The organism is Cellulosimicrobium sp. BMG9.23, from assembly GCF_059159985.1.
The window spans coordinates 312,314-336,628 of sequence record NZ_JBZGBZ010000008.1; the positions used below are offsets into that span (position 1 = coordinate 312,314).

Here is a 24,315-nt window from a genome sequence, read left to right on the forward strand (position 1 = left end):
TGGTCCTGCGACGCTGTGCGGCTCGGTCAGACCGACGCGGGCTCGACCGAGCCACCGAGGAAGCGGTCGTAGCCCTCCTCCTCGAGGCGGTCCGCGAGCTCCGAGCCGCCCTGCTCGGCGACCTTGCCGTCGACGAACACGTGGACGAAGTCCGGCTTGATGTAGCGCAGGATGCGCGTGTAGTGCGTGATGAGCAGGAAGCCCGCGTCGGTGTTCCCGTGGACGCGGTTGACGCCCTCGGAGACGATGCGCAGCGCGTCGACGTCGAGGCCCGAGTCGGTCTCGTCGAGGACGGCGAACTTCGGGCTCAGGAGCTCCATCTGGAGGATCTCGTGACGCTTCTTCTCGCCGCCGGAGAAGCCCTCGTTGACCGAGCGCTCCGCGAACGACGCGTCCATCCGCAGGCGCTCCATGGCGCCCTTGACGTCCTTGGTCCAGTGGCGCAGCGCGGGGGCCTCGCCGTCGATCGCGGTCTTCGCGGTGCGCAGGAAGTTCGAGACGCTCACGCCCGGGACCTCGACGGGGTACTGCATCGCGAGGAACAGGCCGGCGCGGGCGCGCTGGTCGACGCTCATCGCGAGGACGTCCTCGCCGTCGAGCGTCACGGTGCCGCTCGTCACCTGGTACTTGGGGTGACCGGCGATGGAGTAGGCGAGCGTGGACTTGCCCGAGCCGTTCGGGCCCATGATGGCGTGGATCTCGCCGCTGTTGATGGTCAGGTCGACGCCGCGCAGGATCGGCTTCGGCCCTTCCTTGGTCTCGACGCTGACGTGCAGGTCGCGGATCTCGAGAGTGGACATTCGTGGATCTCCCAGAAGTGTGGTGATGACGTTCGGGTGCGGCCGCGCGGGCCGGGTGTCAGGGGGTGCCGACGGTGCGGTCGACGTCGACGAGCACGCGCTCGCCGTCGACCGTCACCGGGTAGACGGGCACGGGGCGCATCGCGGGGAGCGCCGTGGGCTGGCCGGTCCGCAGGTCGAACTGCGAGCCGTGAAGCCAGCACTCGACGAAGCAGCCCTCCACCTCGCCGTCCGACAGGGACACGGCCCCGTGCGAGCAGATGTCCGAGATGGCGTGCCACCCGCCGTCGCCGTCGCGCACGACGGCGACCTCGACGGTGGCACCCGCGGCGGACGCGAGCTCGACGCGCAGCGCCTCCTCCGGTCCGAGGTCCGCGGTGGTGCAGGCGAGCTGTGCCGTCACGCCACGCCCTCGGCCGTGCCGTCGATGACGGACATCGACTTGCTCAGCTCGCGCTCGATCGCGTCGAGCAGGCGCTGCTCCACCGACTCCACGCCGATCTCGTGGATGAGCTCGGCGAAGAAGCCGCGGACGACGAGGCGGCGCGCCTCCATCTCGGGGATGCCGCGGGCCTGCAGGTAGAAGAGCTGCTCGTCGTCGAACCGGCCGGTCGCCGACGCGTGACCCGCGCCCTCGATCTCGCCCGTCTCGATCTCGAGGTTCGGCACGGAGTCCGCGCGCCCACCGTCCGTGAGGACGAGGTTGCGGTTGAGCTCGTACGTGTCGGTGCCCTCGGCCTCCGCCCGGATGAGCACGTCGCCCACCCACACGGTGTGCGCGCCCTCGCCCTGCAGCGCGCCCTTGTACGTCACGCGCGACTTGCAGCGCGGGACGGCGTGGTCGACGAACAGGCGGTGCTCCTGGTGCTGGTCCGCGTCCGCGAAGTACAGGCCGACCATCTCGACCTCGCCGCCCTCGGCGGTGAACTCCGCGTCGGGCGTGAGGCGCACGACGTCGCCGCCGAGCGTCACGACGACGTGCTTGAGACGCGCGTCGCGACCGATGCGGGCCCGGTGCGACGACGCGTGCACCGCGCCGTCGGCCCAGTCCTGGACCGACACGACGGTCAGGTGGGCGCCGTCCTCGACGACGATCTCGACCGTCTCGTTGAGGGTCGCGGTCCCGACGTGGTCGAGCACGACGACGGCCTCGGAGTGCCGCTCGGCCCGCACCAGGACGTGGCTCGCGGTCGGCGTGTCGCCGTGGCCCTCGACGCGCACCGACGTGACGTCGGACGCGACGGCCTCCTTCGGCACCGTGATGACGGTCGCCTGCTCGAACGCGTTCCAGGCCGTGACGGCGGTGCGGTCGCCGGGCTTGCCGGCCGTGCCGAGGCGCTCGTCGTCGCGACCGACGATCGACACCTGCACCTCGGGCGCCTCGACGACCGTGACGCGCACGTCGCCGCCGCCGGACTGGCCGACGAGCTTCTCCTCGAACAGCGGCGCGAGGCGCGCGACGGGCGAGAAGCGCCACTCCTCCTCGCGCCCGGAGGGCACGGGGATGTCGGCGAGGTCGAACGACGTGAGGCGCTCGGCGCGCGAGCCCTGCGGGACGACGCCGTGGGAGTGCGCCCCGTCGGCCTGCGCGCGCGAGTGGTCGGTGGTCAGTCCGGCCTCTTCGGGAATGGTGGTGGTGGTCATATCAGCCGACGGACCCTTCCATCTGCAGCTCGATGAGGCGGTTGAGCTCGAGCGCGTACTCCATGGGCAGCTCGCGCGCGATGGGCTCGACGAACCCGCGCACGATCATGGCCATCGCCTCGGTCTCCTCCATGCCTCGGGACATGAGGTAGAACAGCTGGTCCTCGCTCACCCGCGAGACGGTCGCCTCGTGCCCCATGGACACGTCGTCCTCGCGGACGTCGACGTACGGGTAGGTGTCGGACCGGGAGATCTGGTCGACGAGGAGCGCGTCGCACAGCACCGTCGAGGCGGAGTGCGCGGCGCCCTCGAGCACCTGGACCAGACCGCGGTAGGACGTGCGGCCTCCGCCGCGCGCGACCGACTTCGAGACGATCGACGACGACGTGTGCGGCGCTGCGTGCACCATCTTCGCGCCGGCGTCCTGGTGCTGGCCCTCGCCCGCGAACGCGATCGACAGCGTCTCGCCGCGCGCGTGCTCGCCGAGGAGGTAGATCGCCGGGTACTTCATGGTGACCTTGGAGCCGATGTTGCCGTCGACCCACTCCATCGTCGCGCCCTCGGCCGCGGTCGCCCGCTTGGTCACGAGGTTGTAGACGTTGTTCGACCAGTTCTGGATGGTCGTGTAGCGCACGCGCGCGTTCTTCTTGACGATGATCTCGACGACCGCGGAGTGCAGCGAGTCGCTCGAGTAGATCGGCGCGGTGCAGCCCTCGACGTAGTGCACGTACGAGCCCTCGTCCGCGATGATCAGCGTCCGCTCGAACTGGCCCATGTTCTCCGTGTTGATGCGGAAGTAGGCCTGCAGCGGGATCTCGACGTGCACGCCCGGCGGCACGTAGACGAACGACCCGCCCGACCAGACGGCCGAGTTGAGCGCCGCGAACTTGTTGTCGCCGGACGGGATGACCGTGCCGAAGTACTCCTGGAAGAGCTCCGGGTAGTCGCGCAGACCCGTGTCCGTGTCGACGAAGATGACGCCCTGCTCCTCGAGGTCCTCGCGGATCTGGTGGTAGACGACCTCGGACTCGTACTGGGCCGCGACGCCCGCGACGAGGCGCTGCTTCTCCGCCTCCGGGATGCCGAGCCGGTCGTACGTCGCCTTGATGTCCTCGGGAAGCTCTTCCCAGCTCGTCGCCTGCTTCTCCGTCGAGCGCACGAAGTACTTGATGTTGTCGAAGTGGATGCCCGTGAGGTCGGAGCCCCAGCTCGGCATCGGCTTCTTGTCGAACAGGCGCAGGGCCTTGAGCCGGGTCTTGAGCATCCACTCCGGCTCGTTCTTCAGCGCGGAGATGTTGCGCACGACCTCCTCGGAGAGCCCGCGCTGCGCGGACATACCGGCGGCGTCGCTGTCGTGCCAGCCGTACTCGTAGGAGCCGATCGAGGCGATGATCTCGTCGTCGGTCTGCTTCTCACCGGTCGGCAGAGCCGTGCCGGCGGCGTCCTGGGTGGGAGCGCTCATGGTGTTCCTTCCACTGTCCGTCGATGCGGAGGGGGCAGTCGGTTCGGGGGGCAGCCGGGATGGTCCGGCGGGTGGTCGTGCTCGAGGTGCGGTCAGAGCTCGTCCGACGGCGGTCTCCCGCGCGTGCGGACGTCACCGGCGCCCGGGAGGCGGGCGGCGGGGTGGAGCGGCACGTTGGTCGTGCACGCGTGCCCGCCCGTGGCGAGCGTCGCGAGGCGCTGCACGTGCGAGCCGAGCAGCTTGGCGAAGACCTGTGCCTCCGCCTCGCACAGCTGGGGGAACTCCTCGGCGACGTGCTGCACCGGGCAGTGGCCCTGGCACAGCTGGACGGCAAGAGTCCCCGGGACGGGCCGCACGCTCGCCGCGTAGCCGTCGTCCGCGAGCGCCGCCGCGAGCTGCACGGCGCGGCCCTCGACGTCGTCGGCGTCCAGGCGCGCGGCGTAGCGGTCTGCGAGCCCGGCGAGGCGCTCGTGCGCGAAGCGCTCGACCGCGTCCGGGCCGGCGACGTCGCGCAGGTACCGCAGGGCCTCGGTCGCGAGATCGGTGTAGGTGCCCGTGAGCTCGCCCTGACCGGCCGACGTCGTCACGTAGCGCCGCGCGGGCCGGCCGCGCAGGCCGGTGGCATGCCCGGCGTCGTGCACGGCGACGAGGTCGTCCTCCTCGAGGAGAGCGAGGTGGCGGCGTACGGCGGCGGGCGTGAGCCCGAGGGTCGCCGCGAGCTCGGCGGCGCTCACAGGGCCGTCGCTCGCCACGAGCTCGAGCACACGTTCGCGCGTGCGACGGTCGACGTCGGACGCGACGTGCACCATCGGCACCTCGGGCACGGCAGGACTCGGTGCGTCCTGTCGGACGGATCCTGCGGCCATGCACACCTCCTGCGGCGTCGTCGCGGGCACGCGTGCGCGCAGCACGCAGCTCGATATAGAGAACATGGTTGTTCCCTAATTGCTTGAGCGCAAGCAAGGCGACCCTCAGCGGGCACGGAAGAGGGGGCGATGTGGCGTACGCGACACCCGGCCGGGCCGACCCGCTCGTGAGGTCCCGCTCCCCCGGCCAGCCCCTAGAATCGGCCGGGTGCCCGCCCCTGCCGTGCTCGTGCACGACCTCGTCAAGCGCTACGACGGTCGTGCCGTCGTCGACGGCGTGTCGCTCACCGCCGAGCGCGGCGCGATCACCGCGGTCCTCGGGCCCAACGGCGCCGGCAAGACGACGACTGTCGAGTGCTGCGAGGGCCTGCGCTCCCCCGACGCCGGTCGAGTCCAGGTGCTCGGGCTCGACCCCGTGACCGACGCGCGCGGCCTGCGCCCGCGCGTCGGCGTGATGCTGCAGGACGGCGGCCTGCCGACCGGCGTCCGTGCGCTCGAGATGCTGCGGCACGTCGCGTCGATGTACGCGAGGCCGCGCGACGTCGGCGAGCTCACCGAACGGCTGGGCCTCGAGAGCTTCGCGCGCACGACCGTCCGACGCCTCTCGGGCGGCCAGCGTCAGCGCCTCGCGCTCGCCGCCGCGGTGGTCGGGCGGCCCGACGTCGTGTTCCTCGACGAGCCCAGCGCGGGCATGGACCCCCAGAGCCGGCACGCGGTGTGGGAGCTCGTGCGCGAGCTGCGAGCCGACGGCGTGGCCATCGTCCTCACGACGCACCTCATGGACGAGGCGGAGGACCTGGCGGACCAGGTCTACGTCGTCGACCACGGCAAGGTCATCGCCGCGGGCGCCACCCGCTCCCTCCTCGAGGCGGGCGCGGACGGCGACGTCGACCGGACGGTGCGCTTCGAGGCGGAACCCGGCATCGACCTCGCGGGCCTGGACGCCGCGCTCGCCGACGGGACGACGGCGCCCCCCGGTGCGGACGAGAGCGTGTGGCTCGTCGCCGAGCCCCAGCCTGGCTCGTACACCCTCACCGGTCCCGCCGACCCCGGGACGCTCGTGACGCTCACGACGTGGCTCGCTGAGCGCGGCGTGCTCGCCTCGGGCGTGACGGTGGGCCGCCGCACGCTCGAGGACGTGTTCCTCGACCTCACGGGACGGCACCTGCGATGACCACGCCCGAGAACCCGTCGAGGACCACGAGCCGGTCGACGGCCGTGCCCCCGGCTGCGGCCGCAGGTCCCGCACCGACCGTCTTCCCGCTCGCCGCGCCCGCCTGGCGCCGCGTCGCAGCGCAGACCGCGTTCGAGACGCGCATGATCCTGCGCAACGGCGAGCAGCTCCTCGTGACGATCATCCTGCCGGTCATGCTGCTGCTCGGACTCGTCCTCACATCGTTCGTCGAGCTCGACACGGGCGGCGCGTCTCGCATCGACTTCGTGACGCCCGGCGTGCTCGCCCTCGCGGTGATGTCGACGGCGTTCACGTCCCAGGCGATCGCGACGGCGTTCGACCGGCGCAACGGCGTGCTGCGTCTCATGTCGACCACTCCCCTGGGCCGCGGCGGGCTGCTCGCGGGCAAGGTGCTGGGCGTGCTCGTGGTCGAGGTCGTGCAGGTCGTCGTGATCTCCGGCGTCGCGCTGGCGCTCGGCTGGGAGCCCGTCCTCGCAGGCGTTCCCGCGGCGGTGCTCGCCGTCCTGCTCGGCACGGCAGCGTTCACGTCGCTCGCGATGCTCCTCGCCGGGACCCTCCGTGCCGAGGGCGTGCTGGCGGTCGCGAACCTCGTCCTCGTGCTCCTCACCGTCGGCGGCGGCGTGCTCGTGCCCGCGGAACAGCTCCCCGGGCCGCTCGCGCACGTCGCGCTGCTGCTCCCCTCGGGCGCGCTCGGGGAGGCGATGCGCGGCGCGCTGCTCGACGGCGCGGTCCCGCCGTTCTCCGTCGTCGTGCTGCTCGGGTGGACCGCAGCGCTCGGCTGGGGTGCCGGCAAGCTCTTCCGCTGGACCTGAGCGGTCATCGTCGGCAGGAGGTCGCATCTCACACCCGCAGGATTCCAAGGCTCGGGCCGACCCCGATACCGTGGGACGGTGAGCACCCCGCCCCCCGCGCTGGATCCCGCCGCTACCGACCGTGCCGCTGCCAACGCCACGGCCCGCGCCACCGGATACGCCGCAGGCCGTCCCGACCGGCTCGCGCCGCTGCGACGCTGGACCCGGCCCGTGCTCGTCGCGAACCTCGTCGGGCAGATCGGCATCATCGTCACGGGCGGCGCCGTGCGACTCACCGAGTCGGGGCTCGGCTGCTCGACGTGGCCCGAGTGCCACCCCGGCCAGTTCACGGCCGAGTTCCACCCCGCGACGACGTACAACGAGTTCGTCGAGTTCGGGAACCGCACGCTCGCGGGCGTGCTCTCGGTCATCGCCGTGGCGGTGCTCGTTCTCGTGTGGACGGACCGGTCGCGCACCCTGTCGTACCGGCTCCTGGGCGCGGTCCCGCTGCTCGGCGTCGCCGCGCAGGCCGTGATCGGCGGGGTCATCGTCCTGCTGCACCTGCACCCCGGCTGGGTCTCGGTGCACTTCCTCGTCTCGGCCGCGCTCGTGTCGGTGTCGCTGCTCCTGCTGCACCGGTCCGGCGAGGGCGACGGCCCACCGGTCCCGACGGTCGGGCCCCGCACCCGGGCGCTCGCCTGGGCTCTCGCCGCGCTCACCGCGGTGGTCGTGGCGCTCGGTGTCGTCGTCACCGGCGCCGGCCCGCACAGCGGTGACGCCGAGGTCGGCTACCGGTTCGCCGTCGACCCCGCGCTCATGAGCAAGCTCCACGCGTCGGCCGTCTGGATCTTTGTCGCCTTCCTCGTCGCCTACCTCGTGAGCGTCCGTCGCGGCCCGCAGCAGGTACGACGTGCCGCCTGGCTCCTGCTCGCGATCACGCTCGCCCAGGGAGCGATCGGCTACGTGCAGTACTTCACCGGCCTGCCGGCTCTGCTCGTCGGGCTCCACATGCTCGGCTCGGCGCTCCTCGTCGCCGGCACGACGCGCGTCGTGCTGACCACGCGAACCCGCGCCTGATCTTTCGGTTCCGGGTCAGTCGAGGTCGGCCAGGTCGAGCACGAAGCGGTAGCGGACGTCGCCGCGCTCGAGCCGGCGCAACGCCTCCTCGACCGCTTCCGAGGGCAGCACCTCGACGTCCGCGACGACGCCGTGGGTCGCGCAGAACTCCAGCAGCTCGGCGGTCGCCGGGCGTCCGCCGCTGCCCGCCGACATGAGCCTCTTGCGCCCGACGAGCAGGTCCATGACCTCCAGGTCGACACCTCCGAGGTGGCCGAGCGTGCACAGCGTGCCGTCCAGGTCCACCAGACCGAGGTACGGGGCGAGGTCGTGCGGGACGGCGACCGTGTCGATCACGACGTCGAAGCCGCCCCGAGCGGCAGCCATCTGCTCCACGTCCGTGGACAGCACGATCGCGTGCGCACCGAGGCGTCGGGCGTCGTCCGCCTTGTCCGGGGTCCGGCTGACGACCGTCGTCTCGGCACCGAGCGCCACCGCGAGCCGCACAGCCAGGTGCCCGAGCCCGCCCAGTCCGGCGACCGCCACCCGCGAGCCGGGGCCGACGCCCAGGGAACGCAGCGGCTCCCACACGGTCACGCCCGCGCACAGCAACGGCGCCGCCGCGGCGGGGTCGAGCCCGCCGGGCAGCGGGTACGCGAAGCCTTCCCGCACGACGTACTCGCGTGAGTACCCGCCGAGGGTAGTGCTTCCGTCGGTGCGGTCGGTGCCGCCGTACGTGAGCGTCGGGAACTCCGCGCAGAAGTTCTCCTGGCCGCGGCGGCACATGTCGCAGGCCCCGCAGGAGTCGACGATGTTGCCGACCGCGACGGCGTCGCCCGGGGCGAACCGGGTCACCGCGGGGCCCACCTGGCTCACGACCCCAGTAAACTCGTGCCCGGGGACGAGCGGGCCGCCCCCGCCCCCAGCGTGGGCGTGCACAGCGTGCAGATCGGTGTGGCACACCCCGCAGTAGTCGACGCGCACCGCCACGTCGTCCGCGCGCAGGTCCCGTCGTTCGAGCGTCGTCCTGCGCAGCCTGTCTCCGTCGAGCTGCCATCCGATCGACGTGCGCATGCGGTCTCCCTAAACAGACTGTTCGGTCTCTTTGAGACTACTACCACCGCATAGACCGAACGGTCTGTCGTTATCCTGGGCCCATGCCCGAGGAGCCGTCGACCGCGCGCGGAGCCGCGACCAAGCAGCGCATCCTGCAGATCGCGACCCAGGAATTCGCCGAGCACGGCGTCGCCGGGGCACGGATCGAGCGGATCGTCGCGGGTGCGCGCACGAACAAGGCCCAGCTCTACGGCTACTTCGGCAGCAAGGACGGCCTGTTCGACGCCATCTTCAGGGGTTCGCTCGAGCAGATCATGAACACGGCCCCGATCGACGGCACCGACCTCGCCGACTGGGCCGTGCGCCTGTACGACGAGTACCTCCGCCGCCCGGACCTCATCCGGCTGGCGACGTGGGCGCGACTCGAACGCCGCCCCACCGGGCACCTCGTGGCGGACGCCGACCGGCTGGACGACGTCAAGCTCCGTGCCATCGCCGACGCGCAGGCCGCGGGCCTCGTCCGGCCCGGCGACCCGTTCGACATCATGGCGATGGTGATCGCGATGTCGATGGCGTGGTCGCCCGTGAGCAACGTCTATGCCGCGACCGCCGCAGAGCCGGACGCCGTGCACGAGCGGCGGCGCATCCTGCTGCGGGACGCCGTCCGACGCGCGATCCAACCCGAGGCTGTCACCTGACCCCGTCGGGGTTCGAGCTCAGCCAGGCGCGCGGCGGCCTCGGCGCGGCCGTGGCTCGCGTCGCCCACGATCCGCTCCGCCCGCTCCCGGCGCGAGCGGGGTCCATCCCAGCGGCACGAAACCCTCCACGTGCGCTCGTACACGGTCGGCCCCGTCCGACCATCCCTGCGCGGCAAGCGCGCCGGGTTCGCCGACCGCACCCCGCGCCACCCGGAAGCCGACGTCCTCGATCCGCGCGTCGGGAGCGCTGCCCCGGCGCACCGACGCACGAACGCTCCAGGCGCGGTCGGCCCATCCCCCACCGCGCAGGCTCCGGTACTCCCCGTACCGCGCCGTGTCCGCGAAGTCCCAGCACCACTCCCACACGTTGCCGAGCATGTCGTGCAGGCCGTACGCGTTGGGCGCTTTCCCGGCCACGGGCTGCGGGCCGGGCACGTCGTCGGCCACCGTCCAGGCGACCTCGGCCAGCGGCCCGTACGCCGGTCCGGACGTCCCGGCCCGGCACGCGTGCTCCCACTCCGCCTCGGTCGGCAGGCGGAAGCCGTCCGCGCTCACGTCCCACTCGACGTCGCGACCGTCGGTACGGTAGGCCCGGGCCAGTCCCGCGACGTCCGACGCGAGGTTGCACCAGTGCACGGCCTCGAACCATGTGACGCCGTGCACGGGCATGTCGGGGGGTCCTGACGGGGGCGGCGTGCCCGCCGGGGGACCCGATGCCCCCCACGCGTCGAGAGGGTCCAGCTCGCGCCCCGCATCGACGACCGCACGGTGCTCGGCGACCGTCACGGGCGCCCGGCCGATCTCGAACGCGGCGAGACCGACGACCCGCGCCGAACCCGACCGTGCGTCGGTGAGCTCGATCCTCCCGGCGGGGACACGGACGAGAGTCGGTGCGAACGTGGTCACGCAAGGTGACGCTACCCGAGGCGTACCGCGCGCCGACCGGGCGGTCGCCCGGTCGGCGGACCGCCTCCGGTCAGCCGCCGCGGCGCTCAGGCCACGGCGCGTCGGCCGGGCGCAGGGTCGACCAGCCGGCGGCGCGCGCCGCCGCGGCGGCAAGGAGGCCGACGACGGCGGACGGGTTGTGCACGTCGCCGCGCAGCACCGCGTCCACGGCGTCGTCGAGCGGGACCCAGCGCAGCTCCATGTCGAGCTCCTCGGCCTCGCGCGCGAACCGCTCGCCGTCGGGGACGGGTGACAGGTCGCGGGCCAAGAACACGCGCAGGGCCTCGTTGGAGCCGCCCGGCGACGTGTAGTAGTCGACGAGGACGTCCCACCGCGCCGCCCGCAGGTCGGCCTCCTCCGCGAGCTCGCGCGCGCCGGCGAGCTGAGCGTCCTCGCCGTCGACGTCGAGCAGGCCCGCGGGCGGCTCCCACAGCTCACGCCGCACCGGGTGCCGGTACTGGCGCAGCAGGAGGACGCGCTCGTCGTCGTCCAGGACGACGACCGCGACCGCCCCCGGGTGGTCGAGGTACTCGCGCGTCACCGCGCCGTCGCCGAGCTCGACCACGTCGGAGCGCAGGTCGAACACGCGCCCCTCGTGCACGATCGACGTCTCGGCGACCGGTCTCGGAGCGAGCGCGTCCGCCACCGGCTCGTCGGTCCGCGGGCCGGTGGGCGACGTCGCGTCGCCCAGGTCGGCGGCCACTCAGTCGGCCTGGTTCTCGAGCGCGGCCGCGACGAGCCCGGCGAACAGCGGGTGGGCGCGGGTCGGGCGCGACTTGAACTCGGGGTGCGCCTGCGTGCTCACGTAGTACGGGTGCACGTCCGCCGGCAGCTCGACGAACTCCACGAGCGACGAGTCGGGCGAGGCGCCCGAGACGACGAGCCCAGCCTCCTCGAGTCGGCCGCGGTACGCGTTGTTCACCTCGTAACGGTGCCGGTGACGCTCGGAGACGCGCTCCGCGCCGTACGTCGTCGCGACGACCGAGCCGGGCACGAGGGCCGCCTCGTACGAGCCGAGGCGCATCGTGCCGCCCAGGTCGCCGTCGCCGCCGACGATCGCGAGCTGCTCCTCCATCGTCGCGATGACCGGGTCCGAGGTCTCCGGGTGGAACTCCGTCGACGACGCGTCCGCGATGCCGAGGACGTTGCGCGCGTACTCGATGACCATCGACTGGAGACCGAGGCAGATGCCGAGCGTCGGGACCTTGCTCTCGCGCGCCCAGCGCAGCGCGCCGAGCTTGCCCTCGATGCCGCGCACGCCGAACCCGCCAGGCACGAGCACCGCGTCGACGCCGTGCAGCGCGTCGTCCGCGCCGGCCGGCGTCTGGCACTCGTCCGAGGCGACCCAGCGGATCGTGACCTTCGCGTCGTTGGCGAAGCCTCCCGCGCGCAGCGCCTCGGTCACCGACAGGTAGGCGTCGGGCAGGTCGATGTACTTGCCGACGAGCGCGACCTCGACCCGGTGGGCGGGCTCGTGCACCCGCTCCAGGAGCTGGCTCCAGCCGTCCCACTCGACGTCGTGGAACGGCAGGCCGAGGCGGCGCACGACGTACGCGTCGAGGCCCTCGGAGTGCAGCACGCGCGGGATGTCGTAGATGCTCGGCGCGTCGATCGCGTTGACGACGGCCTCGTTGTCGACGTCGCACATGAGGGCGATCTTGCGCTTGACCGGCTCGGGCACGACACGGTCGGCGCGCAGCACGATCGCGTCGGGCTGGATGCCGATCGAGCGCAGGGCCGCGACGGAGTGCTGCGTCGGCTTGGTCTTGAGCTCGCCGGAGGGGCCGATGTACGGCACGAGCGAGACGTGCAGGAAGAACACGTCGTCGCGGCCGAGCTCGTGGCGCACCTGTCGTGCCGCCTCGAGGAACGGCTGGGACTCGATGTCGCCGACCGTGCCGCCGACCTCGGTGATGATGACGTCGACGTCCTCGCCGGCCTGGGCGCGCATGCGGGACTTGATCTCGTCGGTGATGTGCGGGATCACCTGGACCGTGTCGCCGAGGTACTCGCCGCGCCGCTCGCGCGCGATGACCTGGGAGTACACCTGGCCGGTCGTGACGTTCGCGGACGCCTCGAGGTCGACGTCGAGGAAGCGCTCGTAGTGCCCGATGTCCAGGTCCGTCTCCGCGCCGTCCTCGGTGACGAAGACCTCACCGTGCTGGAACGGGTTCATCGTCCCGGGGTCGACGTTGAGGTACGGGTCCAGCTTCTGCATGGTGACCCGCAGTCCGCGCGAGCGGAGCAGACGACCGAGGCTCGAGGCGGTCAGGCCCTTGCCGAGCGAGGAGGCGACGCCGCCGGTGACGAAGACGTGCGCGGTGCGGTGCTCGGATCGAGCGCCCGAGGCGTTGAGGCGGGAGGAGGGCCGGTTCAGGTGATCTGCCACGGAACTCCATCCTAACAGCGGGCGGGACGACGGCACGCGGACCGGGGGGTCAGGCGCCTCACACCGAGCCACGACGGAGGACGCCCAGCAGCGCGGGACGGTCGGCCGCGAGCGACGCCCCCAGCACGACGGCGCCCGCGAGCGCCGCCGCGAGGACCCCGACGCCGATGGCCGGGAGCCAGCCCGCGTCGTCGGGCAGGAGCGCGCGGGACAGCAGCGCGCCGAGCGTGGCTCCTGCGGCGGCGCCGACACCCGTGACGAGGAGCGTGCGCAGCATGCCGGCGACCGCCTCGACCCCGGCGAGGCGCCGGACGCCGAGGAGCAGCCCGGCGCCGGCGACGGTCATGCCGAGCGTCGTGGCGAGGCCGAGCATCGACAGCACACCCTGGGCGTCCCGCGCCCCCGTCACCAGCGGCAGGACGAAGGCGGCGACGGCCACGACGACCCAGCCGGCGACGGTCGCCGCCACGGCGACGCGCTGGTGGTCGATCGTGTAGAGCGCGCGCGACAGGTGCAGGATCAGGGCGAACCCGACGATGCCCGGCGCCATCCACGCGACGCCCGCGCCGAGGCCCTCGACGGACGTCCGCGCGACGGCGGCGAACACCACCTCGACCGGTCCGGACGCCGCGACGAGGGCCGCGACGCCGAGACCCGAGACCACGACGAGCGCGCGCGTCGTCGTCGCGAGCAGCGCGCGGAAACGGTCCTGGCGGGCGTGGGCGACGTGCTCGGCGAGCCTCGGGAACGCACTCGTCGCGAGCGGGAAGGCGAGCACCGCGTACGGGAGGAGATAGACCTGCTGCACGAACGTGTACGTCGGGAAGGTGGACTCCGGGCCGAACCGCAGCGCGGCACCCATCGCGGCGAGCACCGAGAGCTGCTGCGCGACGAGCGCGCCGACGCCGGCGAGCGCGAGGTTGCGCGCCCGCACTCCCTCGCCGTGGGGGAACCGCAGCCGCGGACGCAGCCGGGTCCCGGTGCGCAGCACGGGCCCGACCAGCGGGATCGCGAGCACCGCGACGCCGACGGTCGTTCCCCAGCCCAGCCACGCGATCGCCTGCCCGGACAGCGCCGCGACGTCCTCCTGGTTCCCGTCGGCGAGACCGACGAACACGAGGTACACCGCGATGACGGCGAGGCTCGACAACAGCGGCGAGAACGCCTGCCAGAAGAAGCGCTTGTGCGCCTGGAGGATCCCGCCGAGCACGACGGCGACCCCGTAGAGCGGGACCTGGAGCGCGAACACGCGGACGAACGTCGCCGTGACGTCGACGAGCTCCGGATGCTTCGACATGAGCACCGCGGCGATCGGCTGCGCGAGCAGGGCGAGCAGCGCGCCGAGCGGCACCAGGACGAGCAGCGTCCAGCCCAGCACCGCCGACGCGATGCGCGAGACATCCTCCCTGGACCGCCGCGCGATCGGACCGGCGAGGAGCGGCACGACGGCGCCCGCGAGCGCCCCGCCCGCGGCGACCTCGAACAGCACGTTGGGCAGGATGTTCGCCGACGTGTACGCGGTCCCGACGCCCGTCGTGCCCAGCGTCGACGAGAGCACGAGCGACCGCGCGAAGCCGACGAGGCGGCTCGCGATCGTGACGACCGTGATCATCACGGCCGCGCCCGCGAGCGTCTGGGTCGCCGCGCGCAGGCGCCCGGGGCGTCCGCTCACGCGGCGCGCCGCCCCCACGTGTCGACGCGCCGCAGCACGTCGTTGCCCTCGATGACGGCCGAGAAGCTGATCTTCTCGCTCGCCAGGGTCAGACCCACGACGCCCGCGAGCGCGAGCCAGCGCACGGACCGCGGCGCGGCGAACGCGACCTGGCTCCCGAGCACCGCACCGAGCGCGTTCGCCCCGCAGTCGCCGAGCATGTCGCGCTCGCCGAGGTCGGCCGGTGCGGCCGCGGCGCCCGCACCGAGGACGGCGCCCGTCGTCCCGCCGGTCGCCGACGCCGTGAACGGCACCGTGACGAGCGCGGACGCCTTGAGCGCACGCCCCGGACGGAGGTCGAGAAGGTTCACGAGATTCGCCGTCCCTGCGACGAGGGCGCCGTTGACGCCGACGTCGACGAGGTGGCCGAGCACCGAGCCCCGGCGTCGCGTCCCGACGGCCGCGGCGACGAGCGACGTCGCGCCGATGCCCAGGACCTTGAGGCCGCCCGTCGTCACCTGGCCGTGCGCGAGCGCCCCGAGGTGACCGCGCAGGCCCTTGGTCCGGGTGGAGGTGTCCTCGGCGAGGTCGTCGACGAGGCCGAAGGCGCCGCCGCCGGCCGCGGCGAGCGCGGTCGCCGTGCGGGAGCGCGCGTCGCCGCCCGCGGCCAGGGCTCCGGCGACGAGCCCGGCGGCGGCCGCCGGTCCCTCGAGCAGGCTGATGGGCTCGCCGCGGTGGTTCGTGCGCGTCCAGCGCTCGGCACCGCGCTCGGCACCGCCGCCGGAGAGCCCGTCGAGGGCCCGCCGCACGACGGTCGTCGTGGCTGCGGCGACCCCGGCCGCCCGGAGCACCGATCCCGCGCGCGCCACGTCAGCCCTCGCCCTGGTCGGTCGACGTGCTCGTCGGGGCGCCCTCGGAGTCGTCCGAGCCACGGACGACGGGTGGCAGCTCGACCGCCGGCGGCAGGACCGCCGTCGCGCTCTCCTCGAACCCGAACTGCCCGATCTGGTCCGCGAGCCGGGCCGCGAGCGCGAGCGGCACGTTGATGCGGCCGGGCTCGGCCTCGGTCCCGCTCACCGTCGACACGCTCGCTGCGAGCTCCTCGGAGCCACGGATCGTGGAGACGAGGTCACCGGGCACCGCGGTGCTCCCGGCGACGAGGGCGGCCTGCGCGACGTCCTGCGCCGCGACGGCGACCTCGACCTCGATGTCGATGACGGTGGTGTCCGGAGCGGGCGCCTCGGTGGCCTCCTCCGCCGCAGCCTCGGCGGCCTGCTCAGGCGCCGGTCCGGCGAGGAGGAGCACGACGTCCGCCGGCGCGACCTGCTCCTCGACCACGTCGACGAGCGCGAAGCGCTCGAGCAGCGTCTCGAGCTCCACGGCCTCGTCGCTGCGCGCGTCGGGGTTCAGCGGGGACGTCCCCGTGAGCGCGAGCGCGAGCGCGCGGGCGAGCCGCTGGTCCGTCGAGGCGTCCTCCGGCACGTCCCCGAGCTTGTCGGCGAGCCCCTCCGCCACGGTGTCGCGCGCGCTCACCTCGTCCTCGCTCGTCCACGCGTCGGTGAGGCGCACCTGCGCGACGACGCTCGCGCCGGCGGACTCGAGCTGCGCGCCGATCTGCTCGTCACGCTCCCCGTCGGCGCCATCCAGGTCGACGACGGCCACGCGACGGTCCTGGAGCGACCCGGCGACGAGCTGAGGGCCGGCCGCCTCGATGTAGCGCGCCTCGTCCTCGAGCGTGACGTTCGCCCGGTCGAGCTCGTCGCGCAGCTCGTTGCGCTCGGCGCGCAGCTGCTCCACCTGCCCGGTGAGCTGGTCGCCGATCGCGCCCTGGAGCGGCCCCGCGCCGAGGATGATCCCGACGGCCAGGGCGAGGAAGACGGAGATCAACGAGACGATGTGGTACCTGAAGTCGATCACTGTGCGGTGGTGTCCTTCGGTGCGTGCTGCAGGTGGTCAGATGGTCGGGTGCGGTCCGGGCGGGTGCGGTCCGGGCGGGTGCGGTCCGGGCGGGCGGCGGCAGGCGGGGTCACCGCCGGCGGCCGGGCGACTCCTCGGTGCGTCCGTGCGTACTTGGTCGCGCCGTCGTGCCGCCGGTCAGCCTCCGCCGGTCAGCCTCCGCCGAACAGGGCGCCGATCCAGGAGGTCAGGTCGTCGAACCGTGCGCCGAGGAGCCCGAAGAACGTCCGACCGGCCGACGTCGACATCAGCGCCATGACGACGGCGAACAGCCCCGCGAGCGACAGGAGCGTGAGCTGGACGTTGGAGATCCGGTGCCGGTACAGGCGCGAGACGCCCTTGGCGTCGACGAGCTTCCCCCCGACCCGCAACCGGGTGAGGAACGTGCTCGCCATGCCCGCCCGGCCCTTGTCGAGGAACTCGACGAGCGTCGCGTGCGTGCCGACGGCGACGATGACCTCGGCACCCTTGTCGTCCGCGAGGAGCATCGCGATGTCCTCGCTCGTGCCCGTCGCCGGGAACACGACGGGGTCCACCCCGAGCTCCTGGACCCGCTCGAGCCCCGGCGCCTTGCCGTCGCGGTAGGCGTGCACGACGATCTCCGCGCCGCTGCTCAGGGCGCGGTCCGAGACCGAGTCCATGTCGCCGACGATCATGTCGGGCTTCCAGCCGGCGTCGAGGATGGCGTCCGCTCCGCCGTCGACCCCGATGAGCACGGGCCGGTACTCCTTGATGTACGGCCGCAGCGTCGCGAGGTCCTCGCGGTAGTGGTAGCCGCGCACCACGATGAGCACCTGGCGGCCGTCGATCTCGGTACGGATGTCCGGGACGCCGACGCCGTCGAGCAGGAGCTCACGCTCTCGCCGCAGGTAGTTCATCGTGTTCTCGGCGAACGACTCGATCTCGACCGAGAGGTTGGCCCGCGCCTCCTCGAGGCTGCGCGCGACCGACTCCTGCGTCTGGACGACGCCCTCCGCGACGACGTCGTCACCGAGCAGGATCTTGTTCCCGTCGAGCCGCACCTCGCGTCCGTCCGGGATTGCCATGATCGCGGGACCGAGGTCGTCGACGAGCACGATGCCGGCCTCGACGAGGATGTCGGGGCCGAGGTTCGGGTACCTCCCGGACACCGAGCGTGCCGCGTTGAGGACGGCGGCCGGCTTCGCGGCGACGAGGGCGTCCGCCGCCACGCGGTCGATGTCGACGTGGTCGATGACCGCGACGTCGCCCGGGTGCAGCCGCTTGGTCAGGGCCTTCGTCCGGGCGTCGACCTTCGCCGGGCCCAGCGTGTCGGGTCCGGTCTCCGGCAGCGTGGTCTTGCGCAGAGTCAGCTTCATCGTGCCCTATCGTCCCACGACCGACGACTCGAGGAGCTCGTGCGCGTGCCGAAGCGCCGCGTCGGAGTCCTCCTGCCCCGACAGCATCCGCGCCAGCTCGCGCACGCGGTCCTCCCCCGTGACCTTCCGCACGCCCGTCACGGTCACAGGGCTGCTCGCGTCCCCGTCGCCGTCCACGTCCGCACGGTCCGGCGAGGACTTCGTCACCACGAGCTGGTCGTCGGCGAAGGCCGCGACCTGCGCGAGGTGCGTCACGACGACCACCTGCGCGCGGCGCGCCAAGGCCGCCAGCCTTCGGCCCACCTCGACGGCGGCCTTCCCCCCGACCCCCGCGTCGACCTCGTCGAACACGAACGTCGGCAGCGCCGGCCCGCTGCCGTCCGCCGCGACCGACGACGTCGCGAGCGCGACCTCGATCGCGAGCATGACGCGCGACAGCTCGCCCCCCGACGCACCCTTGCCCAGGGGCCGAGGCGGAGCGCCCGGGTGCGGCGCGAGGGAGAAGGTCACCGCGTCCGCACCCCACGGGCCGGGTTCGTCCGTCGCGGCGACGTCCACGACCAGGCTCGCCCCGCTCATCGCCAGACCGCGCAGCTCGTCGGTCACCGCTGCGGCGAGCTCCGCGCCTGCGCGCTCGCGCGACGCCGTGACGGCGGCGGCGACGCTCCCGAGCTCCGCGTCGAGCTCGTCGCGGCGCTCCGTCGCGGCGCGCAACCGCTCCCCGCCGTCGTCGAGGTCGAGCAGGCGCAGCCCGGCGTCGCTCGCCCACGCGAGCACGTCGTCGATCGTCTGCCCGTAGCTGCGTGTGAGCGTGCCCAGCTCCGCGAGCCGTGCGTGCGACGTCTCGAGCCCCGCCGGGTCGGCCGCGAGGTCCTCGACGTACCCGGAGATCTCCGTGGCGACGTCCGCGAGGACGTAGCCGACCTCCGCGAGCCGCTCGGCGAACCGGGCCAGGGCCGGGTCGGTGGGCGCCGCGGACTCGAGCGCCCGACGCGCCCGGTCGACCGACGCGACCGCGTTCTCCGGCTGCTCGGTGGCGTCGTCGCCCGCGATCGCGTCGTGCGCGAGCTGTGCCGCGACCCGGAGCTCCTCGACGTTGCCGAGCCGGGCCACCAGCGCGGTGAGCTCGGTGTCCTCGCCCGGCTGGGGGTCGACGCGCTCCACCTCGGCGAGGCCGAGGCGCAGGAGCTCGGCCTCGCGTGCCCGCTCGCCGGCCCGGGCGGTGAGGTCGTCGATCTCCGACTGGAGCACGCTGCGCTCCGCCCAGGCGGCGCGATACCGGTCGAGCAGGGCACGGTGCTCGGGACCCGCGAACGCGTCGAGGGCCTCGCGCTGGCGGCTCGCCGTGCGCAGCCGGAGCTGGTCCGACTGCCCGTGCACGGTGACGAGGTCGTCCGCGAGCTCGGCGAGCACTCCCTGCGGCACGCTGCGGCCTCCGAGGTGCGCGCGCGAACGACCCTCCGCGGCGACCGTGCGCAGCACGACGACGGTGCCGTCGTCGTCCACCTCCCCGCCCGCGTCGTCGACCCGGCGCGCGACCGCCGGCCGGTCCACGACCCGTACGCGGCCCTCGACGACTGCCGTCGCGGCGCCCGGACGGACGGTCGCGGGATCCGCCTTGCCACCCATGAGCAGCCCCAGGCCGGTGAGCACCATGGTCTTGCCGGCGCCGGTCTCGCCCGTGATGACGGTCAGACCCGGCCCGAGCGGCACGCGCGCCGACCGGATCACGCCGAGGTTCTCGATGACGATCTCCTCGAGCACGGTCACTCCTCCTCAGGGTCGGGTGTCGCGGTCGCGCGGCTCGTCACGGCGGGCGGCGACGCGGCAGCCGGCGTCGCGGCGGCGGTGCCGGCCGCGCGCTCGCGCCAGCCCACGACGGGCAGCGAGAACTTCGAGACGAGCCGGTCCGTGAACGGGGCCGTGCTCAGCCGGGCGAACCGCAGCGGTGTGGGGCTGCGGCGCACCTCCACCCGCGAGCCGTTGGGCAGGTCGATGCGCCGCCGGCCGTCGCACGTCAGCACGCCCGGCGACGCGGAGCGCGGCAGGACGTCCACGGTCACGGTCGACCGCGGCCCGACCACGAGCGGCCGCGCGAAGAGCGCGTGGGCCGCGAGCGGGACGACGAGCACCGCGTCCACCTCGGGCCACATCACGGGGCCGCCCGCCGAGAACGCGTGCGCCGTGGAGCCCGTCGCGGTCGCCGTCACGACACCGTCGCACCCGAACGAGGACACCGGTCGACCGTCGACGCCGATCGCGACCTCGATCATGCGCTCGCGCTGCGCCTTCTCGACCGTCGCCTCGTTGAGCGCCCAGCCGGCGAGCGGCTCGCCGCCGTCCGGGAGGTGCACCTGCACCTCGACGACGGTGCGCTCCTCGACCGTGTAGTCCCCCGCGACGAGACGGGTCACCGCCGCGTGGAGGTCCTCGCGCTCGCTCTCGGCGAGGAAGCCGACGTGACCGAGGTTGACGCCGAGGATCGGGACGTCGGTCCCGTGGGTGAGCTCGGCCGCCCGCAGGATCGTCCCGTCACCACCCAGCACCATGACGACCTCGGACTCGGTGACCCCCTCACGGACACGGGTCAGTGCCATGTGGTCGCCGAAGGTCTCGGCGAGGTCGTCGTCGTGGAGCGTGACGGCGAAGCCCGCCGCCTCGAGCTCGGCGACCGCCTCACGCAGCGCGACGACCGCCTCCGGGCGGCCGCCGTGGGTGACGATCAGCACGCGACGTGTCACGGTGCTCCTCCTGTCGAGCGGGTGGTTCGCACGGTCTCGCGACCGGGCGCGGGCAGCACGACGGCGACGGGTGGGGCCTCGGCGCCGGGGACCGGGTCCCAGGCCACGGCGCGCCGCGCGGCGTCGGCCACTGCGGCGTCGTCGACCTCGCGGGGGTCGCCCGCCCGCAGCCACCAGAAGTACTCGCGGTTCCCGCTCGGTCCGGGCAACGGGCTCGGGACCACCGCCACCGGTCGCAGCCCGGCGAGCGCGGCATGGCGGGCGACCGACGTGACGACCTCGGCGTGCAACGACGGGTCACGGACCACGCCACCGCTCCCGAGCCGGTCACGACCGACCTCGAACTGCGGCTTCACGAGCAGCAGGAGGTCCGTCCCGGGGCCGACCACCCCGGCGACGGCCGGGAGCACCATCGCGAGCGAGATGAAGGACAGGTCGCCGACCACGAGGTCGGGCACGGCACCCACGTGCTCGGGCGTGAGGTCCCGCGCGTTGAGCCCTTCGTGGACCTGGACGCGGGGGTCCGCGCGCAGAGCGGGGACGAGCTGGTCGTGCCCGACGTCGACCGCGACCACCTCGGCCGCGCCGCGGCGCAGGAGCACGTCGGTGAAACCGCCCGTCGAAGCACCGAGGTCGAGACACCGGGCACCGTCGACGGCCGGTGGCGCCGGCAGCCCGGGCGTGCCGCCGCGCAGCGCCTCGAGCGCGTCGAGCGCCCCGGCGAGCTTGAACGCGGCCCGCGACGCATATCCCGGGTCGTCCGGGTCGGGTGCGACCTCGAGCACGGTCGCCGTCCCGACGGCGAGCGACGCCTTGGTCACCGGCAGACCGTCCCGCGTCACCCTGCCCGCCGCGAGGAGCTCCGCCGCGTGGCGGCGCGAACGGGCGAGGCCGCGTCGCACCAGCTCGCCGTCCAGGCGAGAACCCGAGCCTCCCGCCACGCTCAGTCCTCCGAGCGCGCCAGGTCGGCCACGAGCGCCTCGTGCACCGCCTCGAGCACCTCCACGTGCGCCGGCGTCGCCAGCGAGTCGAGGTGGTCGAGCCGCGCGAGCGCGTCGTCGAGCGTGCTGGACGCGTCGACCGTGCCCGCCCCGTCGTGGGGTCCCGACATGAGGACCGTCTCACGACGCCGCAGGTCGCCCGGCGTCGGCGCGCCCGGCGCGTTCCCGTCGGCCATCTCTGCTCCCTCCGGCGCTGCGACGACGGCCTCGTGGCCGCCGTCGCCAACGCTACCGGTTGCGACCCACCGGACCCGCACATCGACCACTGCCGCGCCGGGTCCTCCGACACCGCGGCACGCCAGGCGTCGGGTCAGTGCGAACCGACGGCGATCTCGGGCACGCTCGCCGCGTCGACGGCACCGCCCTCGTCGACCGTCGCCCAGGCCGCGGACGCCGCCGCCCGCACGGTGTCGATCGTCGCGGGACCGCGCACGTCGAGACGCAACGACCCGTCCTCGACACGGGCCGCGCTGCGCCCGCACGCCCACCAGCCGTCACCCGTGGCCGTCGGGGCGGGGTGCGCCTCGTGGAGCGACCGCAGGTCGGCGCCCAGGAAGTGCGGACGCAGGCCCGGCTCGGCGAGGATCGCGTCGCGCGCCGTGCTCACTCCCGTGAGCACGTGCAGACCCGGGTACCCGCCGGCGCGGGCACCCGCGAGGTCGGTGTCGAGCCGGTCGCCGACGACGAGCGGCGACCGGGCTCCGGCACGCTCGATCGCGAGGCGGTACATGGTCGGCGACGGCTTGCCGGCGCTGTCCGGCTCGACCCCCGTCGCCGCGCGCACGGCCCCGACGAGCGAGCCGTTGCCCGGCGCGAACCCGCGCGCCGTCGGCAGGGACAGGTCGAGGTTGCTCGCGACGTGCCAGGCGCCGCGCTGGACGGCGTAGGCCGCCTCCGCGAGCTGGGTCCAGCCCAGCTCGGGCGCGAAACCCTGGACCACCGCGACGGGGTCGTCGTCGGCGCTCTCGACGATCTGGAGCCCGGCGTCGTGCACCGCCGTGACGAGTCCCGCGCCGCCCACCACCAGGACGCGCGCGCCCGGCTCGAGCCGCGTGCGCAGCAGCGCGGCCGCGGCCTGGGCGGCGGTCATCACCTCGTCCGCGGTCGTCGGGATGCTCAGCCCTGTGAGCTGCTCGGCGACGGAGCCGGGTTCGCGCGACGCGTTGTTCGTCACGAAGACGAGCCGCATCCCGCGCGCGCGAGCACCGGTCAAGCTCTCGGCGGCGTGCGGGATCGGATCGTGCCCCCGGTACGCGACACCGTCGAGGTCGACGAGCGCGAGGTCGTACGCCTCGTCGAGCGCGACCTCGCTCGCGAGCAGACCCCCGCTCACCGTCCGCTCTCCTCCGACGACGCGGCTCCGGTCTGCGCGGCGCGCTCGCCCGCGTCCTCGGCGGCGTCGGTCCCGGACTGGTCGTCGTCGGAGAGGTCGTAGACGACCACGTCCTCGTCGTCGTCACCCGGGTCAGCGACGAGGAACGACGCGTCGATGCTCGCGAGGACCTGCGCGGCCTCCTCAGTGCGCCCTGCCGCCTCGAGGACGGAGGCCTTCGCCTGCTGCACCCGTGCCCCCAGCTCGCCCCGCTTCCCGGCGGGCGGCACCTGGGCGAGCACGGCAAGCGCCGCGTCGAGCTCTCCGAGGTCGACGCGCGCCCCGCTCACGACGATGGCGAGCTCGGTCCGTCCCACGTCGTCGAGCGTGCGCGCCTCGTCGGAGGCCGCCAGCGCGAGAGCCCGCTCGGGACGGCCGAGCCCACGCTCGCAGTCCGCCATGATCGGCAGGTGCTCCGAGGAGCCGTTGAGCCGACGCACCGTGCGCAGCTCGCGCAGCGCCTCGGCGTACCGTCCCGTGCTGTAGGCCGTCAGGCCGGCCGCCTCGCGCACGACGTCGACCCGTCCGGCGCGGCGCACCGCCGCCTGGGCGTGCTCGTAGGCCAGCTCGGGATCGGAGTCGATGAGTCGGCCCGCCATGACGAGGTGCTTTCCCACGACCTCCGCGGTGTCCTTGCTCAGCGTCCGCAGGCGCGCCCGCGCGGAGCGGTCGAGCTGCGACATGTTCACGTCCTCGGCAACCGGTGGGCCCGCGGGGTGCCGCGGCGCCGGGCGGTCGTCGGACCGCACGCGATCGCGACCCGCGCCACCGCGCGGCGCGTGGTTGCGACGGTCCCCGTCCGTCCGTGTACCGCCGTCTCGACGTTCGTATCCCCTCGACCGGTCGGGACCACCGCTCGTCCTGCCGTCACGCTGGCCGTCCCGCGGCCCGCGGCCGCCGTCACGCCCGCCCGCACGCGCACCGTCGCGGTCGTCGCGACGTGGGGACGCCGGACGACCCTCGCCCTCTCGTCGCACGGGCGCCCGCCGGTCGGCGCGCTCCCCGGATCCACGATCGCTGCGCGGCGCGCCCGAGCCCCGCGGGGACCGCTGCGCGCCGGAGGAACCCGAGCGCGCCGGCCCACCGTCACGTCTGCCGCGATCCGGACCTGAGGTTCCGGCTCGGTCGTCCCGACTACGGCGCTCTCCGCGCGGCCCGTCAGAGGCCGGACGTTCGCGATCCGAGCCGTCGTGGGTGTCGTTCACCAGGGTTCCCTCCCCGTACAGAAGTGCGCTGATCATCCTCCCACGCCGGCTGCGCGCTGCTCGGTGCAGCTGGCCTGACGGCGGTACGCCGTCCGCGCGGATGATCGCGCACGCTGTGGAGGATGGTGAAATGCCGAAGGCCCACCCCGT

The 24,315-nt window shown here is 73.8% G+C and carries 23 protein-coding genes; 4 read left to right on the top strand and 19 right to left on the bottom strand.

Annotation, left to right across the window (positions count from 1 at the left end; all coding sequences use genetic code 11):
• Positions 1-26: 26 nt before the first annotated feature.
• The 5 genes from sufC to AC4H2G_RS16170 all read right to left on the bottom strand — a co-directional run bounded on the left by sufC (position 27) and on the right by AC4H2G_RS16170 (position 4,772).
• Entirely contained in the window at positions 27-800 is a 774-nt protein-coding gene (gene sufC, locus AC4H2G_RS16150; RefSeq protein WP_494366740.1) for a Fe-S cluster assembly ATPase SufC, read from the bottom strand.
• A 58-nt stretch (positions 801-858) separates the two neighbouring features.
• Complete coding sequence (locus AC4H2G_RS16155; protein WP_494366741.1) at positions 859-1,203, bottom strand: non-heme iron oxygenase ferredoxin subunit; 345 nt, start codon at positions 1,201-1,203, stop codon at positions 859-861.
• On the bottom strand, positions 1,200-2,444 hold the full coding sequence (gene sufD / locus AC4H2G_RS16160) for a Fe-S cluster assembly protein SufD (RefSeq protein WP_494366742.1): 1,245 nt from the start codon (positions 2,442-2,444) through the stop codon (positions 1,200-1,202). The genes AC4H2G_RS16155 and sufD overlap by 4 nt, the downstream gene beginning before the upstream one ends.
• A 1-nt stretch (position 2,445) precedes the next feature.
• A complete protein-coding gene (gene sufB / locus AC4H2G_RS16165) occupies positions 2,446-3,906 on the bottom strand; it encodes a Fe-S cluster assembly protein SufB (RefSeq protein ID WP_494366743.1) in 1,461 nt (486 codons plus the stop codon).
• A 92-nt stretch (positions 3,907-3,998) separates the two neighbouring features.
• Positions 3,999-4,772: a helix-turn-helix transcriptional regulator gene (locus tag AC4H2G_RS16170; protein WP_494366744.1), complete on the bottom strand. Its 774-nt coding sequence runs from the start codon at positions 4,770-4,772 to the stop codon at positions 3,999-4,001.
• A gap of 208 nt (positions 4,773-4,980) precedes the next feature.
• Between AC4H2G_RS16170 and AC4H2G_RS16175 the strand changes: the two genes are divergently transcribed.
• The 3 genes from AC4H2G_RS16175 (at position 4,981) to AC4H2G_RS16185 (ending at position 7,835) form a co-directional block, all read left to right on the top strand.
• Positions 4,981-5,946, top strand: coding sequence for an ABC transporter ATP-binding protein (locus AC4H2G_RS16175; RefSeq protein WP_494366745.1), 966 nt, complete (start codon positions 4,981-4,983; stop codon positions 5,944-5,946).
• Positions 5,943-6,779, top strand: coding sequence for an ABC transporter permease (locus tag AC4H2G_RS16180; protein WP_494366746.1), 837 nt, complete (start codon positions 5,943-5,945; stop codon positions 6,777-6,779). The genes AC4H2G_RS16175 and AC4H2G_RS16180 overlap by 4 nt, the downstream gene beginning before the upstream one ends.
• Before the next feature lie 78 nt (positions 6,780-6,857).
• Positions 6,858-7,835 carry a COX15/CtaA family protein gene (locus AC4H2G_RS16185; protein ID WP_494366747.1) on the top strand — a complete coding sequence of 326 codons (978 nt, stop codon included), beginning with the start codon at positions 6,858-6,860 and terminating at the stop codon, positions 7,833-7,835.
• Between the two features lie 15 nt (positions 7,836-7,850).
• Here AC4H2G_RS16185 and AC4H2G_RS16190 read toward each other — a convergent pair whose 3' ends face one another.
• Entirely contained in the window at positions 7,851-8,888 is a 1,038-nt protein-coding gene (locus AC4H2G_RS16190; RefSeq protein ID WP_494366748.1) for an NAD(P)-dependent alcohol dehydrogenase, read from the bottom strand.
• 83 nt (positions 8,889-8,971) lie between these two features.
• Here AC4H2G_RS16190 and AC4H2G_RS16195 point away from each other — a divergent pair, with 83 nt between their 5' ends.
• Positions 8,972-9,568 carry a TetR/AcrR family transcriptional regulator gene (locus tag AC4H2G_RS16195; protein ID WP_494366749.1) on the top strand — a complete coding sequence of 199 codons (597 nt, stop codon included), beginning with the start codon at positions 8,972-8,974 and terminating at the stop codon, positions 9,566-9,568.
• Between the two features lie 18 nt (positions 9,569-9,586).
• Here the strand turns inward: AC4H2G_RS16195 and AC4H2G_RS16200 are convergent, their stop codons facing one another.
• From AC4H2G_RS16200 to AC4H2G_RS16260, 13 genes are all read right to left on the bottom strand, one after another.
• Positions 9,587-10,474, bottom strand: a complete 888-nt coding sequence (locus AC4H2G_RS16200; protein WP_494366750.1) for a formylglycine-generating enzyme family protein — start codon at positions 10,472-10,474, stop codon at positions 9,587-9,589.
• Positions 10,475-10,544: 70 nt separating this feature from the next.
• The gene (locus AC4H2G_RS16205) at positions 10,545-11,216 is read right to left on the bottom strand and encodes an NUDIX domain-containing protein (RefSeq protein ID WP_494366751.1); all 672 of its coding nucleotides are present in this window, start codon (positions 11,214-11,216) and stop codon (positions 10,545-10,547) included.
• Entirely contained in the window at positions 11,217-12,902 is a 1,686-nt protein-coding gene (pyrG, locus tag AC4H2G_RS16210; protein WP_494366752.1) for a CTP synthase, read from the bottom strand. It abuts the gene before it with no gap.
• 58 nt (positions 12,903-12,960) lie between these two features.
• Complete coding sequence (murJ, locus tag AC4H2G_RS16215; RefSeq protein ID WP_494366753.1) at positions 12,961-14,574, bottom strand: murein biosynthesis integral membrane protein MurJ; 1,614 nt, start codon at positions 14,572-14,574, stop codon at positions 12,961-12,963.
• Entirely contained in the window at positions 14,571-15,422 is an 852-nt protein-coding gene (locus AC4H2G_RS16220) for a hypothetical protein (RefSeq protein ID WP_494366754.1), read from the bottom strand. The genes murJ and AC4H2G_RS16220 overlap by 4 nt, the downstream gene beginning before the upstream one ends.
• A 1-nt stretch (position 15,423) precedes the next feature.
• Positions 15,424-16,470, bottom strand: a complete 1,047-nt coding sequence (locus AC4H2G_RS16225; RefSeq protein WP_494366755.1) for a copper transporter — start codon at positions 16,468-16,470, stop codon at positions 15,424-15,426.
• 191 nt (positions 16,471-16,661) lie between these two features.
• Positions 16,662-17,846: a putative cytokinetic ring protein SteA gene (steA, locus tag AC4H2G_RS16230; RefSeq protein WP_494366756.1), complete on the bottom strand. Its 1,185-nt coding sequence runs from the start codon at positions 17,844-17,846 to the stop codon at positions 16,662-16,664.
• Between the two features lie 6 nt (positions 17,847-17,852).
• Complete coding sequence (gene recN / locus AC4H2G_RS16235) at positions 17,853-19,610, bottom strand: DNA repair protein RecN (RefSeq protein ID WP_494366757.1); 1,758 nt, start codon at positions 19,608-19,610, stop codon at positions 17,853-17,855.
• Between the two features lie 2 nt (positions 19,611-19,612).
• Complete coding sequence (locus AC4H2G_RS16240) at positions 19,613-20,587, bottom strand: NAD kinase (protein WP_494366758.1); 975 nt, start codon at positions 20,585-20,587, stop codon at positions 19,613-19,615.
• Positions 20,584-21,528 (bottom strand): TlyA family RNA methyltransferase, encoded by a 945-nt coding sequence (locus AC4H2G_RS16245; protein WP_494366759.1) that lies wholly within the window; start codon positions 21,526-21,528, stop codon positions 20,584-20,586. The genes AC4H2G_RS16240 and AC4H2G_RS16245 overlap by 4 nt, the downstream gene beginning before the upstream one ends.
• Before the next feature lie 2 nt (positions 21,529-21,530).
• Positions 21,531-21,764, bottom strand: coding sequence for a hypothetical protein (locus AC4H2G_RS16250; protein WP_494366760.1), 234 nt, complete (start codon positions 21,762-21,764; stop codon positions 21,531-21,533).
• A 134-nt stretch (positions 21,765-21,898) separates the two neighbouring features.
• The gene (locus AC4H2G_RS16255; RefSeq protein ID WP_494366761.1) at positions 21,899-22,921 is read right to left on the bottom strand and encodes an HAD-IIA family hydrolase; all 1,023 of its coding nucleotides are present in this window, start codon (positions 22,919-22,921) and stop codon (positions 21,899-21,901) included.
• The gene (locus tag AC4H2G_RS16260) at positions 22,918-23,643 is read right to left on the bottom strand and encodes a hypothetical protein (RefSeq protein WP_494366762.1); all 726 of its coding nucleotides are present in this window, start codon (positions 23,641-23,643) and stop codon (positions 22,918-22,920) included. Before AC4H2G_RS16260 ends, AC4H2G_RS16255 begins: the two co-directional genes overlap by 4 nt.
• Between the last annotated feature and the right edge of the window lie 672 nt (positions 23,644-24,315).